The organism is Enterobacter sp. BIDMC109, assembly GCF_001037885.1.
Classification (GTDB): domain Bacteria; phylum Pseudomonadota; class Gammaproteobacteria; order Enterobacterales; family Enterobacteriaceae; genus Enterobacter; species Enterobacter hormaechei_C.
In genome coordinates, this window is sequence record NZ_KQ090002.1 from 2,817,823 (window position 1) to 2,832,771 (window position 14,949).

At 55.7% G+C, this 14,949-nt stretch carries 10 protein-coding genes; 1 reads left to right on the forward strand and 9 read right to left on the reverse strand.

The features are described from left to right. Positions 1–56: 56 nt before the first annotated feature. The 9 genes from SK62_RS13390 to lrp all read right to left on the reverse strand — a co-directional run bounded on the left by SK62_RS13390 (position 57) and on the right by lrp (position 13,407). A complete protein-coding gene (locus SK62_RS13390) occupies positions 57–1,205 on the reverse strand; it encodes an MFS transporter (RefSeq protein ID WP_003858254.1) in 1,149 nt (382 codons plus the stop codon). Positions 1,206–1,479: 274 nt separating this feature from the next. Beyond that, complete coding sequence (locus tag SK62_RS13395; protein WP_017693703.1) at positions 1,480–2,343, reverse strand: dimethyl sulfoxide reductase anchor subunit family protein; 864 nt, start codon at positions 2,341–2,343, stop codon at positions 1,480–1,482. Position 2,344: 1 nt separating this feature from the next. Continuing rightward, positions 2,345–2,962 carry a DMSO/selenate family reductase complex B subunit gene (locus SK62_RS13400; protein ID WP_017384545.1) on the reverse strand — a complete coding sequence of 206 codons (618 nt, stop codon included), beginning with the start codon at positions 2,960–2,962 and terminating at the stop codon, positions 2,345–2,347. A 10-nt stretch (positions 2,963–2,972) separates the two neighbouring features. After that, entirely contained in the window at positions 2,973–5,417 is a 2,445-nt protein-coding gene (gene dmsA, locus SK62_RS13405; RefSeq protein WP_047718661.1) for a dimethylsulfoxide reductase subunit A, read from the reverse strand. A 211-nt stretch (positions 5,418–5,628) separates the two neighbouring features. Beyond that, on the reverse strand, positions 5,629–6,921 hold the full coding sequence (serS, locus tag SK62_RS13410; protein ID WP_048249604.1) for a serine--tRNA ligase: 1,293 nt from the start codon (positions 6,919–6,921) through the stop codon (positions 5,629–5,631). Positions 6,922–7,013: 92 nt separating this feature from the next. Then, a complete protein-coding gene (gene rarA / locus SK62_RS13415; protein ID WP_006809396.1) occupies positions 7,014–8,357 on the reverse strand; it encodes a replication-associated recombination protein RarA in 1,344 nt (447 codons plus the stop codon). A gap of 9 nt (positions 8,358–8,366) precedes the next feature. Then, on the reverse strand, positions 8,367–8,981 hold the full coding sequence (lolA, locus tag SK62_RS13420) for an outer membrane lipoprotein periplasmic chaperone LolA (RefSeq protein ID WP_003858270.1): 615 nt from the start codon (positions 8,979–8,981) through the stop codon (positions 8,367–8,369). Positions 8,982–9,108: 127 nt separating this feature from the next. Continuing rightward, positions 9,109–12,777 (reverse strand): DNA translocase FtsK 4TM domain-containing protein, encoded by a 3,669-nt coding sequence (locus SK62_RS13425; protein WP_045330660.1) that lies wholly within the window; start codon positions 12,775–12,777, stop codon positions 9,109–9,111. Between the two features lie 135 nt (positions 12,778–12,912). Next, the gene (gene lrp / locus SK62_RS13430) at positions 12,913–13,407 is read right to left on the reverse strand and encodes a leucine-responsive transcriptional regulator Lrp (protein ID WP_000228469.1); all 495 of its coding nucleotides are present in this window, start codon (positions 13,405–13,407) and stop codon (positions 12,913–12,915) included. Between the two features lie 543 nt (positions 13,408–13,950). Between lrp and trxB the strand changes: the two genes are divergently transcribed. Then, positions 13,951–14,919, forward strand: coding sequence for a thioredoxin-disulfide reductase (gene trxB, locus SK62_RS13435; protein ID WP_003858303.1), 969 nt, complete (start codon positions 13,951–13,953; stop codon positions 14,917–14,919). Positions 14,920–14,949: the final 30 nt, after the last annotated feature.

Consider the following 14,949-nt stretch of genomic DNA (forward strand, 5'->3'; position numbering starts at 1 on the left):
AAAGTCTTATATGTGACAGGGACAAAAAAGCCTGTCATCGACAGGCTTTTAATAAGTCATGCATGGGCCACTGGCGTTGGATGTTCGCCCACTTTGCGCAGCAGCATTAACAGATAAATAAACGACACGCTGGCGATCATAATAAACAGCAGATTGTCAGAATAATTTTGCATGAGCATAGCGGTAAAAGTCGGCCCCAGTAAACTGCCGATGGTGTAACTCAGCAACAAAGCCTGGTTCATTGCAACCAGCTGGTGATGCTCAACTTTCTCACAGGCCCAGGCCATCGCGACCGGATAGAGGGTAAAGCCCGCAGCCCCCAGAATGAACAGCGCAGGCGCCATCGCGGCGTTGCTGAGCATGGCGAGACAGCCCATGATGACCACGAAGACCTGAACGCGCAGCACCAGCAGACGACCAAAGCGGTCCGCCAGGCGGCCAATCGGCCACTGGCCGACAATCCCCGCGCTGACCATCACCGCCATCCAGAAACCGATCCCGGAATCACTGACGCCCTGATGGTTAAGATAGAGCGGCATCAGGCCATAGAGCGAGCCCAGCACAATCCCGGAAATAATGCAGCCGTTAACCCCCAGACGCGCCTGGCGCAGTCTCAGCATCGGCCAGACGTGGGTAGCTTCCTGATGCTCGCTGTTTTGATTCACAATGCGGGTAAAGAGCAGCGGCAGGATCGCCGCCAGAACCATGCCCGTCACCCACGGCAGCACGCTCATCAGGTCGGTTGGCAGTTTGCTGACCATCAGCTGTCCCAGAACGGTACCGACGTAGTAAACCATCATATAGGCCGCCAGCAGACGCCCGCGATTACGGGACGTTCCGCTGCACATTAGCGCACTTTCAACCACCACCCAGATCATGGCGCAGCCGACGCCCGCAATAAAGCGCCAGACCATCCAGCTCCAGAAGCCGACCATGAGGCCTAAACCGGCGCAGCCGACGGCAAAGATCAGCGACGCCAGATAATAACTGCGGTTAAAACCAAAGCGCTTAATAAGGCTGCCCGTTAATAAGGTGCCCAGCAGATTGCCCGTAAAAAAGGACGAGCTAACCATACCCACCTGCCAGGTCGGTAAGTTTTCATGGGCGAGCCATAGTGGGACGAGTGTGTTTAACACCGCGATCGCCAGGGTCAGCAAAAGCAGGCCACAGAGCAACAAAAGCACCGGGCGGGTATAGGTGGTCATGGATTAAAAACCGTGAGGAAGTTCAGATTTCGTGCGCATCATGCCACTGGCAAAAACAAAGTCAATCCACCGGTTCAGGCGTCACGCACGTTATGCGCCTTGTCGATTTAAAAAACTCATCCTGCTAATGCAAAGCCTGTTACTGATATTAATTATCTATTTGTTTTTATTTATTTCCGGGAATTTTTACAACGAAACATCAGTCGAAAAATTTCATGAATGAAAAAAGAAAAGCCGGGCGCTATGTCCCGGCTTTTTATAACAAAATCTAAAATTAGCTGGCGATAGCCATACCGACCGTCATATGCAGACCGTAAAATACGCCGCGACCAATTAACTCCCCTGCCAGCACCAGCACAAAGGCCAGGGACAGTAACGGCAGCGCAGGCGAGTAACCTTTAAGCTGAGGGGCAATCCAGCACACCAGCGCCGCCGTCAGCAGCACCACACGCCAGGCCATCAGCGAACCGTAATCCGGCACCAGCGCCGAAGCCTGCTGGATAGAGCTGTGAATGGTCGCCAGCTCCGCTCCCTGCATGAGCGCGACAACGGTACTGATTACCAGCGCCAGCAGCGAGACCGCGGGCAGTAGGCGCATCGCCCAACCATTAATGCCAGCCACACGCAGCAGCAGATAACCCAGCAGCGGCCCGCCAATAAACATGGTCAGGAAGAAGCTCATCGGCGTCCAGACGCTGTACCAGGTCGGAACGGTATCGATGGTGTTGTACACCCGGACCATCATCCAGACGAAGACAACGCCCAGTACCATGGTGACGATGAGCCACAACGCGCGTAACCCTGACGGCAGCTTTTTCACCGCTGCCAGTAACCACCCCAGCCCGCCAACGGCAAAGAAGATTGCGCCGCTGGCAATCTCGTTACTCAGCGAAGAGGCACCTACGCGGTTCAGGGAGTTGAACGCGCGCATCGGTGAGCCCAGGTGCAGCGTAGAGGCGATAAACCCAATGCCCATCAACACCCACAGGCCAAACATGCTTAACACCAAACGCTGCTGCTGTTCAGCATTGAGGTTCCCTTTTAACAGCGCCAGCGCAAGGACGATAAACCCGCCCGCCACGCACTGCCCAAAGACCGTGAAGATCATCAGCGGCCATTCATGCCATCCACTTCCCATCTCACACCTCCTTCGGGTTTGCCAGGTAGCCGGTGGTGTCACCCGTCGGACGGCTGTTGGCGTTAGGTTTAATCACAATACTCGGCTTCGTGAAGTGCGCAGACGGCAGCGGCGCGACGGCAGCAAGCTGACCGTGTTTTTTGCGCAGCTCTTCAATCGGGCCAAAGTCCAGCGCGCGCAGCGGGCAGGACTCGACGCAGATGGGCTTTTTGCCGTCCGCCACGCGGCTGTGGCAGCCGTCGCACTTGGTCATGTGGCCTTTGGCGGCATTGTACTGCGGCGCGCCGTACGGGCAGGCCATGTGGCAGTAGCGACAGCCGATGCAGACATCCTCGTCCACCACCACAAAACCGTCGTCGCGCTTGTGCATTGCCCCGCTCGGGCAGACCTTGGTGCAGGCCGGATCTTCGCAGTGGTTGCAGGCAATCGACAGGTAATAGGCGAAGACATTCTGATGCCAGACGCCGTTGTCCTCCTGCCAGTCGCCGCCCGCGTATTCATAGATACGCCGGAAGCTGACGTCCGGGGTCAGATCTTTGTAATCCTTACAGGCCAGCTCGCAGGTTTTGCACCCGGTGCAGCGGCTGGAATCAATAAAAAATCCATACTGGGTTGTCATCGGTTACTCCTTACGCCTTTTCAACCTGAACGAGGTTTGTGTGGGATGGGTTGCCCTTCGCCAGCGGCGACGGACGCTGCGTAGTGAGAACGTTGATGCAGCCCGCCTGATCGATACGGTTCGCATCCGGGTTATACCAGGCCCCTTCCCCCAGCGCGACAACGCCAGGCATCATACGCGGAGTCACTTTAGCTTCGATATGCACTTCGCCACGTCCGTTGAAGATACGTACGCGATCGCCATTACTGATGCCGCGCGCTTTCGCATCCATCGGGTTGATCCACATCTCCTGTCGGCAGGCCGCTTTCAGTACGTCAACGTTGCCGTAGGTGGAGTGAACACGCGCTTTGTAGTGGAAACCGGTCAACTGAAGCGGGAATTTCGCCGTCAGCGGATCGTTGTAGTTTTCGAAGCCTGGCGTATAAATCGGCAGCGGATCGATTACGTCCCCTTCCGGCAATTCCCACGTTGCGGCAATTTTTGCCAGCTCTTCGGAGTAGATCTCGATTTTGCCCGACGGCGTGGTCAGCGGATTGGCCTGCGGATCGTCGCGGAAGGCTTTATACGCCACGTGATGCCCTTCGGGATCGCGCTGCTTGTACATGCCCTGCTTGCGGAAGGTATCGAAGTCCGGCAGGTCAGGAATGGCTTTGCGTGAGAGCTCGTGCAGATGGCGCATCCACCCTTCCTGAGTACGTCCTTCAGTGAACTGCTGCTCAACGCCAAGACGTTTCGCCAGCTCAGAAGTCATCTCATAGATGGTTTTGCACTCGAAGCGCGGTTTGATGGCCTGGTCAGTGAAGATCACATAGGACATGTTGCCGCAGGAGGCATCCAGCGCGAAATCCATCTGCTCAGACGCGGTGCAGTCTGGGAGCAGAATATCGGCATACTTCGCCGATGAGGTCATGTGGCAGTCGATCACCACAATCATTTCGCACTTCTTGTCGTCCTGCAAAATTTCATGGGTGCGGTTGATTTCAGAGTGCTGGTTGATCAGGCAGTTACCGGCGTAGTTCCAGATCATTTTGATCGGCACGTCCAGCTTATCTTTGCCCCGAACACCGTCACGCAGCGCGGTCATTTCCGGGCCGCGCTCGATCGCGTCCGTCCACATAAACATGGAGATGCTGGTCTGAACCGGATTATCCAGCGTTGGCATACGTTCAAACGGGACTTCATACGAGCCTTCACGCGCCCCGCTATTACCGCCGTGAATACCAACGTTGCCAGTCAGAATCGAGAGCATAGAAATAGCGCGGGTGGCAATTTCGCCGTTCGCGTGACGCTGTGGTCCCCATCCCTGGCTGATATAAGCCGGTTTTGCTGAACCAATTTCACGGGCCAGCTGAACAATACGTTCGACTGGAATGCCGGTAATGGTGGATGCCCACTCAGGGGTTTTCGCTACCCCGTCGCTGCCCTGACCAAGAATGTACGCTTTGTAATGCCCGTTAGCCGGTGCGCTGGCTGGCAGGGTCTTCTCGTCATAACCAACGCAGTATTTATCAAGGAACGGCTGATCGACGAGGTTTTCAGTGATCATCACATACGCCAGCGCATTGACCAGCGCCGCATCGGTACCAGGGCGAATAGGGATCCACTCGTCTTCACGTCCCGCGCCGGTATCGGTATAGCGCGGATCGACGATGATCATACGTGCGTTGGATTTGGCGCGCGCCTGCTCAAGATAATAGGTTACCCCACCGCCGCTCATCCGGGTTTCGCCTGGGTTGTTACCGAACAACACCACCAGTTTACTGTTTTCGATATCCGACGGGCTGTTACCGTCTGCCCAGCCGCCGTAGGTGTAGTTCAGACCCGCAGCAATCTGTGCGGAAGAGTAGTCGCCGTAATGATTGAGATAGCCGCCGCAGCAGTTCATCAGGCGCGCCACCAGCGTTTTACCCGGCGGCCAGGAGCGGGTCATGGTACCGCCCAGCGTCCCGGTGCCGTAGTTGAGGTAGATGGATTCGTTGCCATACTCTTTGATCAGGCGCTGCATGTTAGTCGCGATAATATCGTAGGCTTCGTCCCAGCTAATACGCTCGAACTTCCCTTCCCCACGCTTACCGACGCGCTTCATTGGGTATTTCAGACGATCCGGGTTATAAACGCGACGGCGCATTGAACGGCCACGCAGACAGGCACGAACCTGATGTAACCCTTCGTAGTTATCATCGCCGGTATGGTCTGTTTCGACATATTTGATTTCACCGTCCACAACATGCATACGCAGAGGACAACGGCTACCACAGTTAACGGTACAGGCACTCCACACCACTTTTTCCGGGGCTGAAGCGGGAGACAGAGCCTCCGCCGCCGACGCCAGACGGGTAAAAGGGAGCGTAAAGGCGCTGCTGGCAACCGCCAGACCGCCTATTGCCGTGGTTTTCATCAACCCACGGCGAGTGACCTCGGCAGCCATTAACGCTTCAGGCGCTTTGATTTTCATAAAGACTCACTTTGGTTGCTCACAAAGAAATAAAGGGCGGCATACACCGCTATATAGTTTTATGTATAACGATATTTTTGGTTATCAGTGTTTTATGCTGACTTTCGTTCGGAGGAGTATTACTACTTTAGAGGGAGGGGTTATTGCTTCGTATCAAATCAGAGGCATAAAAAAAGCGCCCTGAGGCGCTTTTTTGTCTTAGAGCAAATAATTAGCCGATGAACTGCTGGCCTTTCATGTAAGGGCGCAGCACTTCCGGGATCTCAATGCGTCCGTCAGCCTGCTGGTAGTTTTCCAGCACAGCAACCAGCGTACGGCCTACTGCCAGACCGGAACCGTTCAGGGTATGAACCAGACGGGTTTTCTTGTCAGATTTGCTGCGGCAACGCGCCTGCATACGACGCGCCTGGAAATCCCAGACGTTGGAGCAGGAGGAGATTTCACGGTAGGTGTTCTGCGCAGGCACCCAGACTTCAAGGTCGAAGGTTTTGCAGGCACCGAAGCCCATGTCGCCGGTGCACAGCGCCATACGGCGGTACGGCAGGCCCAGCAGCTCCAGCGCTTTCTCAGCATGACCGGTCATCTCTTCCAGCGCGTCCATAGACTCTTCCGGACGAACGATCTGCACCATCTCAACTTTATCGAACTGGTGCATACGGATCAGACCGCGCGTATCGCGACCGTAAGAACCGGCTTCAGAACGGAAACATGGAGAGTGCGCGGTCAGTTTGATTGGCAGATCGTCTTCGTCGATGATCTCATCACGCACGAGGTTGGTCAGCGGCACTTCCGCGGTTGGGATCAACGCGTAGTTGCTGCTGTCTGCTTCCTCGTCCAGCGGACGGGTGTGGAACAGATCGCCGGCAAATTTCGGTAACTGGCCGGTACCGTACAGCGTATCGTGGTTAACCAGATACGGAACGTAGGTTTCGCTGTAGCCGTGCTGCTCGGTGTGCAGATCCAGCATGAACTGCGCCAGAGCGCGATGCAGATGGGCAATTTGACCTTTCATGACCACAAAGCGAGAACCCGTCAGCTTAACCGCAGCCGCAAAGTCCAGGCCCGCGTGCATTTCGCCCAGCGTGACGTGATCGCGCACCTCAAAGTCAAACTCGCGAGGCGTGCCCCAGCGTTTCACTTCAACGTTGTCGTTTTCGTCTTTGCCGACAGGCACGCTGTCGTCAGGAATGTTCGGGATCGCCAGAGCAATATCACGAATTTCAGCCTGAAGAACATCCAGTTCAGCTTTCGCCTGATCCAGCTCTTCACCCAGTTTGTTCACTTCCAGGCGTAATGGCTCAATATCTTCCCCGCGCGCTTTCGCCTGGCCAATGGATTTCGATCGAGAATTACGCTCTGCTTGCAGATTTTCAGTTTGTACCTGCAAAACTTTACGACGCTCTTCAAGAGCGCGCAGCTTATCTACATCCAGCTTAAAGCCCCGGCGTGCCAGTTTTTCAGCGACTGCGTCTGGCTCATTACGCAGCAGATTGGGATCGAGCATGCTTATCCTGTGCTTATCGAATTAAAAAAGGAAAAAGTGACCACAGCCTGCGGCCACAGAGATATATTGCCAACATTACCGCAACGATTGAACTAACGGTAGCGTTTTATAGGGCTATTTTGATCCTGTCCGGCAAGCCAGGCGAGCTTTTCGCCAATCTTACCCTCAAGACCTCTGTTTGTGGGGTGATAATAGCGGGTTTGTGCCATCTCCTGCGGGAAATACTCCTCGCCGGCGGCGTAGGCATTGGGTTCATCATGGGCGTAGCGATACTCCTGCCCGTAACCCATCTCTTTCATCAATTTGGTTGGCGCATTGCGCAGATGAACCGGCACATCGTAGTCCGGACGTTCACGTGCATCTGACATCGCCGCTTTGAAGGCGGTATACACCGCGTTACTTTTCGGCGCGCAGGCCAGATAGACAATTGCCTGCGCAATGGCACGCTCACCTTCCGCGGGTCCGACGCGGGTAAAGCAGTCCCAGGCGGAAATAGCGACCTGCATGGCGCGTGGATCGGCATTACCGACATCTTCTGACGCGATGGCCAGGCAGCGACGCGCGACATATAACGGATCGCCACCGGCGGTAATAATACGCGCGTACCAGTAGAGCGCCGCATCCGGGGCGCTGCCGCGCACGGACTTATGTAATGCAGAGATCAGGTCGTAAAAACGATCGCCTTTATTATCGAAGCGTGCGCTGCGCTCACCGGCTATTTCGGTCAGCAGCTCCTGCTTTAGCACCCGCTTTCCGGCATCATCCACTTCGGCCATATCGGCCATCATTTCCAACGTATTCAGCGCCCGACGCGCATCGCCGTTGACCAGTTCAGCGATCGCACGACGCGTGTCGTCCGGCAGAACGATATCCTGTCCGCCGTAACCCCGCGCTTTGTCCTCCATCGCCTGGGTCAGAACCTTTTCGATATCCTCTGTGGTCAGGGATTTAAGCAGGTAAACGCGGGCGCGGGAAAGCAGCGCGGAGTTGAGTTCAAACGACGGGTTTTCCGTGGTTGCGCCGATGAAGAAAATCGTGCCGTCTTCAATGTGCGGCAGAAACGCATCCTGTTGGCTCTTGTTGAAGCGGTGGACTTCATCAACAAAAAGAATGGTGCGGCGCCCGGCATTACGGTTTTGCCGCGCGCGCTCGATCGCCTCACGAATTTCCTTCACGCCGGAGGTAACCGCCGAGATACGCTCAACGTCCGCGTTAGCATAGCGGGCGATCACTTCAGCGAGGGTTGTTTTGCCGGTGCCGGGTGGCCCCCAGAGGATCATGGAGTGCAGATGCCCGGCCTCTATGGCGCGCGGCAAGGGTTTCCCCGCAGCCAGCAGGTGTTGCTGGCCGATGTACTGCGCTAAATTTTCTGGCCGCATACGGGCGGCCAGAGGTTGAAACGCATTATCTGAAAAATCGAGCGACAGGTTGCTCACTCATGCCTCTTACTTATTACGTTGGTCGTCCACCGTTACGCCCTGCGGCGGGGTAAAGGTGAATTTCGAAGCATCTACAGCGCCGTTTTGCTGAGACTTAAGCTGATAGCTACTGCGCTGATCGTCCTGCTCAACCGCACCGAACTGATTAATGGTACCGTTGCTGCTCACGTTAATGGTGAACTGCTTCAGGTTACCGTTGCTGCCTTTTGGCGTCAGGACGAACTCATCACCGTTTTGTTTAATGTTGTACTGCTGCCAGTCGCTGGACTGGTTACGGGCAATGAGCATAAACGGCGTATTGCTGGTCGCGTCTTTCAGCCAGGTGGCGGTCGCCTGCTCAACAAACGGGTTGTAGAACCATAAGGTTTTCCCGTCGGACACCAGCACGCTTTCATCCGGCTGGGTCATGTGCCAGTTGAAGAGATTCGGGCGTTTCACCCACAAATCCCCCTGACCTTCCTGCACCGCGTTGCCACTGCCGTCAGTCACTTTTTGCGTGAAGCTGGCGTGGAAGCTGCTCACTTTATCCAGTCGGCTTTTAAGGTCGCTGGCTGCATCAGCCCAGACGCTGCTGGCAACAAAACTGGAGAGTAATGCACAGGCGATGGCGATTTTTTTCATTGTTATTCCTTAAAATACGTCTTCCCGATATGGGGGTTCCGTTTCTATTCTGGACCTGCCCGAAGGCAGGCGACAGAAGAATATGCTTAATTTTTGCTGATTTACCCTTCTTTGCAATCGCTGAAGGTTAATCAAACGGCGGTGGCGCCAGCACCTCACGGTTACCGTTATGCCCCTGTTCGCTCACAATACCCTGGGCTTCCATCTGCTCGATAATACGCGCCGCGCGGTTGTAGCCAATACGGAACTGGCGCTGGACGCCGGAGATGGACGCCTTACGTTTTTCGGTAACGAAATTAACCGCCTGGTCAAATAACGGATCCAGCTCTTCGCCGCCGTCAAAACCACCGCCGCCACCTTCGCTTTCACTGTCGGAGGTGATGCCGTCAACGTATTGCGGCCGACCGCGCGCTTTCCAGTCCTGCACCACCGCATGCACTTCCTGGTCGCGAACAAACGCACCGTGTACGCGCACCGGCGAGGTGGAGTTCGGGCCGGAATAGAGCATATCACCCATACCCAGCAGCGACTCTGCACCGCCCTGGTCAAGGATAGTACGCGAGTCAATTTTACTCGACACGGTAAACGCGATACGGGTCGGGATGTTTGCCTTAATAAGACCGGTGATAACGTCTACGGACGGACGCTGCGTCGCCAGCACCAGGTGGATGCCCGCCGCACGCGCTTTCTGCGCCAGACGCGCAATCAGCTCTTCCACCTTCTTGCCAACGGTCATCATCAGGTCGGCGAACTCATCCACCAGCACCACGATGTAAGGCAGTTTTTCCAGCACCGGATGCTGGGTATCCATGCTGTCCCCCGGCTTCCAGTATGGGTCCGGAATCGGACGGCCCATACGTGCCGCCTCAGCGATTTTCTCGTTATAACCGGCCAGGTTACGCACGCCCAGCGCAGACATCAGCTTGTAGCGACGCTCCATTTCATTGACGCTCCAGCGCAATGCGTTGGCGGCGTCCTTCATGTCGGTCACTACTTCCGTTAACAGGTGCGGAATGCCTTCGTAGACGGACAGTTCAAGCATTTTCGGGTCGATCATGATGAAACGCACATCTTCAGGCTGCGCTTTGTAGAGCATACTGAGGATCATAGCGTTCACCCCGACCGATTTACCGGAGCCGGTGGTACCCGCAACCAGCAGGTGCGGCATCTTCGCGAGATCGGCAACCACCGGATCGCCAGCGATATCTTTACCCAGCACCACGGTCAGCGGGGACGGATTGTCGCGGAATTTGGTGTTATCCAGAACTTCACGCAGATAAACGGTCTGGCGTTTCTTGTTTGGCAGCTCAAGGCCAACGTAAGGCTTACCTGGGATCACTTCCACCACGCGTACCGCCACGGTCGACAGAGAACGCGCCAGGTCACGGGAGAGGTTAGAAATACGCGCCGCTTTTACGCCTGGCGCCAGATTCAGTTCGAAACGGGTGATCACCGGGCCAGGTGAGTAGTTCACCACGTCCGCTTTAATACGGAAGTCAGCCAGACGCGCTTCCACCAGACGGGCCATCTGCTCAAGAGCAAAAGTATCCACCGGTTCGACTTCCGCTGGCGGCGGCGTTAACAGATCCAGCGACGGCAACGGCGTACTTGGTCGTTGCAGCGGACGGCTGTCTCCGTTACGCATCAGCAGCGGGTGAATCAGGCTTTCCTGCGGCTGTGGTGCTGGCTGCTGGAACTGCGGCTGCGGCGGTTGGGCCGACGGTGTATGCGGCTGCGCATAAGCCTGCGGCGCTGGCTGTTGTGGCTGCGCATTAACCTGCGGCGCTGGCGCCTGACGCACCGGTTCCGCTTCTGGCATCACGCTCGGCGTGAACAGCGGTTCGCTCGGACCGTCATCCACCAGATCTTTCATCGGTGAAAATTCAAAATCCGAGAGCGAGAACGGGTTTGCCCCTGAAGGCTGCTCACCGGAATAACGTTGCTGTTGCGTGGCCGCAAACTGACGCGCTAATTCCGCTTCGGCAGCATCATCTTCATCCTGCTGAGAATGAACATCGTGTTGGTACTCATTCCCGTAGCGTTGAGTCTGCTGGGCGGCAAACTGACGCGCCAGCTCATCCTGATGCAGTTCGTCGGCATCATCTTCGTAGTCGGACTCACGGGCTTTCTCTTCCGCCATACGCTGGGAAGGCAGTTTAATGCCATAGGAGGCCAGCTCCCGGCGCGTCGGTACGCGCACGCGATTAGGACGCGGCAATTGTGGACCAATGCCCTCTTTTACCTGAGGACGTGGCGCACCATCGGTTGCCGGGCTGAATAGCGGAGCGGACGCGGCAGCGGCTGCCGTTGCCTGCTTCACGGTTTCCGCTCTCGACGCAACGGCTGGCGCTGGGTCTACAGGTGCAACGCTCGCAGAAGGCGCTTTTACAACAGGCTCCTGCACCGGCTCAGGCACGGGCTGATACCAGGCGGCAAGCTGCTCGCGCTCTCGGGCACGGCGCTCTTCCACCTCTTCAAAATAGTACAATGGCGGACGGGATGGCTTCGCTTCCTCCACCATTTCGGGTTCAGACACCGGCGCAACGTATGGCTGTTCAGGCTCAGCAGGTTCGGGCGTATAGGCCTGATACGGCTGTTGCGGCTCGCTGGCAGGCTCAGGCGGCTGATACGGTTGCTGCCACTGTTCCTGCTGCACAGGAATATAGCTTTCAGGCTCCGGCGCAATGGTCGGTTCAGGCGTATGGACGCCTGGCGCAGTCTGCCAGTCCACCTGCGGTTGCTGGATCGCGGACTCCGGTGCCGGAACAGGCGAGGACGGCATCACGGCTTCAACAGGCGCAACATGGGCCTGCGCAGCCGTCGTTGCGGCAGCAGCAGCGGCTACCGGTTCAGTCACGGAATGACCATGCAACAGCGGATCGTATTCATCATACTCACCCGGCGTAGCTCGATGACCAGAGAACAACACATCATCAGGATCGACGGCCGCGCCGCGATACTCAATCTGCTCCTCTTCATCCATACGTTTGCCGGAGAAAAGCGCGGCATCCGTTTTACGGCCTAACGGGTTAGCAAATTTTTCAGCAACGCGCTGGCGGCGTGCCAGAGCACCGCGCAGAATACGGGCACGGCGGGATTCACGACGCTGCACGGGTGCCTCGTCTTCCTCTTCGTACTCATCTTCATATTCGTCTTCATCGACCCACGTGTCATCACGACGGGTGCGATTGCTGGCAAACGTCAGCAGAGTCAGAATAAAGCTGCCGATTTTTTCGGCAATGCTCACCCAGGACCAGCCGGTAAACAGCGTCAGGCCCGCTGCCCAGATACAAAGCAGCGCCAGCGTGCCGCCGCTGCTGTGAAGCATCGGTTGCAGCGCGGAGCTCAACAGGCTGCCAATCACCCCGCCGGAGGCGAAGTACCAGATGTCATCGGCGTTGATCGCCGCCAGTCCGCAGGAGGTGAGGATCAGCGCCAGGGCGCCAATCAGGCGCAGCGAAACGGCAAAATAATCGATGTAGTCGTCGTTCTGTCGATGACGCCAGGCAAACCAGCATCCGCCAATAATGATGACGGGAAGGGTATAGGCCATCACACCGAAAATGAAGAAGAGTGTGTCCGCAAGCCAGGCACCGGGAACGCCACCTAAATTATGGATAGGCTCATGCCATGCGGTTTGCGACCAGCTGGGGTCTGAGGGGTTGAAACTGAGTAAGGCAGCCATCAGCCAGACGGCAAAAAGGGCAATAACAATCAGTAACGCCTCAAGGAGACGACGTCCGCTGCTTAGCTTAGATAATGTGACTTCTTTGTCTTCAGTGTATTCCTGGCTCAAGAAAGGCTCTCCAGGTATCAGGCATGTCCTGCCTGTGTGCTAAAACGGACAACAGCGCCGGGACTCCCCGGCACTGTTGCTGTATGGATTAACAGGAGTGTAATCAAACTACACTGATTTTGCACCTGTTCCGTGTTAGCGCGTCTTAATAACCAGACGATTGCTCTGTTTGACCTCTTCCATCACCACATAAGTACGGGTGTCGTTCACGCCTGGCAGACGCAGCAGGGTTTCACCCAGCAGCTTACGGTAGGCGGACATATCAGGCACACGGGTTTTCAACAGGTAGTCAAAATCACCGGAAACCAGATGACACTCTTGAATTTCTTCAAGTTTTTGTACAGCGGCGTTAAATTGCTCAAACACATCTGGTGCACCACGATTCAGAGTAATCTCAACAAATACCAGAAGTGAGGCATCCAGATAATGCGGGTTCAGCAGAGCCGTATAGCCCTGAATAAAACCCTGTCTTTCCAGTCGACGCACACGCTCAAGGCACGGCGTCGGGGAAAGTCCCACACGTTTTGAAAGCTCGACGTTGGAAATACGCCCATCCTTTTGCAATTCATTAAGAATGTTACGATCGATACGGTCGAGATCTTTGCCAGGGCGCTTCTTGCTATCTACCATTATTATTGTCTCTCTGTATTCCTTCCCTACTCCTGCCTGGACCCTGTGCACATCACTGTTCAGAGCCTGGACCCGTTATTCATCACATCGCCTGGTTATGTATTAGACGCGATGTAGATTCGGGTTCTGCGGTAAGAAGACCGTTGCCCGAAAGCAGTCACAGACATCACGTATGGCGTCTGTCCACACCATGCGTAGATTTCACTGACCCGGTAAAAATGGCATTTCCGTGCATGTCTATGCGGCATGCAGTTCGTGCGTCTTTTTTTCTTCCTTGAATGTTTTCGCAAAAGCGCAGGGGATTGTCAAAGCAAAACATCGATTTTTAGTACAACATGCCGGATATTCATTACGGAGGGGTATTAATCCTCATTTTATTGCCTTATAAACGCGCGGTTTTCAGTAGCAGAAGTGATGTGACCGCCTCTGACCCATAGGGCGCGTCTATTGCATATATCGGAAGCAAAACTCTCCTGCTCTTTTTTTACGGCAACAAATTCCCTACAATCCAGCCCATTGCCTGCCAACAACAATGGGGATCTCATGGGCACGACCAAACACAGTAAGCTGCTAATCCTTGGTTCTGGACCTGCGGGATATACCGCAGCGGTCTATGCTGCACGCGCTAACCTGCAACCGGTACTGATCACCGGGATGGAAAAAGGCGGTCAGCTGACCACCACCACGGAAGTGGAAAACTGGCCTGGCGACCCGAACGACCTGACCGGGCCGCTGCTGATGGAGCGCATGCACGAGCATGCCGCCAAATTCGAAACCGAAATCCTGTTCGACCACATCAATAAAGTGGATTTGCAGAACCGTCCGTTCCGCCTGACGGGTGACAGCGGCGAATACACCTGCGATGCGCTGATAATCGCCACCGGCGCCTCTGCCCGCTATCTCGGCCTGCCGTCTGAAGAAGCGTTCAAAGGCCGCGGCGTGTCAGCCTGCGCGACCTGCGACGGTTTCTTCTATCGCAACCAGAAAGTTGCGGTTATCGGCGGCGGCAACACCGCTGTGGAAGAAGCGCTGTATCTGGCAAATATTGCCTCAGAAGTACACCTGATTCACCGTCGCGACACCTTCCGCGCGGAGAAGATCCTGATTAAACGCCTGATGGACAAAGTGGCGAGCGGCAACATTGTGCTGCATACCAACCGTACGCTGGAAGAAGTGACTGGCGATCAGATGGGCGTGGCGGGACTGCGTATCCGTGATACCCAGAACACCGATAACGTCGAAACGCTGGAAGTGGCAGGCCTGTTTGTGGCAATCGGTCACAGCCCGAACACGGCTATCTTTGAAGGCCAGCTGGAGCTGGAGAACGGCTACATCAAAGTGCAGTCTGGCATTCACGGCAACGCCACCCAGACCAGCGTTCCGGGTGTCTTCGCAGCTGGCGACGTGATGGACCATATTTATCGTCAGGCGATCACCTCTGCGGGCACCGGTTGTATGGCCGCGCTGGACGCAGAACGCTACCTGGACGGGCTGGCTGAACAAGGCAAATAATCTTTACAAGTCAGTAACAAACGTAAATAA

Coding starts and splice junctions, on each gene's coding strand:
- SK62_RS13390 (WP_003858254.1), bottom strand. CDS start 1,205: ATGACCACCTATACCCGCCCGGTGCTTTTGTTGCTCTGTGGCCTGCTT.
- SK62_RS13395 (WP_017693703.1), bottom strand. CDS start 2,343: ATGGGAAGTGGATGGCATGAATGGCCGCTGATGATCTTCACGGTCTTT.
- SK62_RS13400 (WP_017384545.1), bottom strand. CDS start 2,962: ATGACAACCCAGTATGGATTTTTTATTGATTCCAGCCGCTGCACCGGG.
- dmsA (WP_047718661.1), bottom strand. CDS start 5,417: ATGAAAATCAAAGCGCCTGAAGCGTTAATGGCTGCCGAGGTCACTCGC.
- serS (WP_048249604.1), bottom strand. CDS start 6,921: ATGCTCGATCCCAATCTGCTGCGTAATGAGCCAGACGCAGTCGCTGAA.
- lolA (WP_003858270.1), bottom strand. CDS start 8,981: ATGAAAAAAATCGCCATCGCCTGTGCATTACTCTCCAGTTTTGTTGCC.
- lrp (WP_000228469.1), bottom strand. CDS start 13,407: ATGGTAGATAGCAAGAAGCGCCCTGGCAAAGATCTCGACCGTATCGAT.
- trxB (WP_003858303.1), top strand. CDS start 13,951: ATGGGCACGACCAAACACAGTAAGCTGCTAATCCTTGGTTCTGGACCT.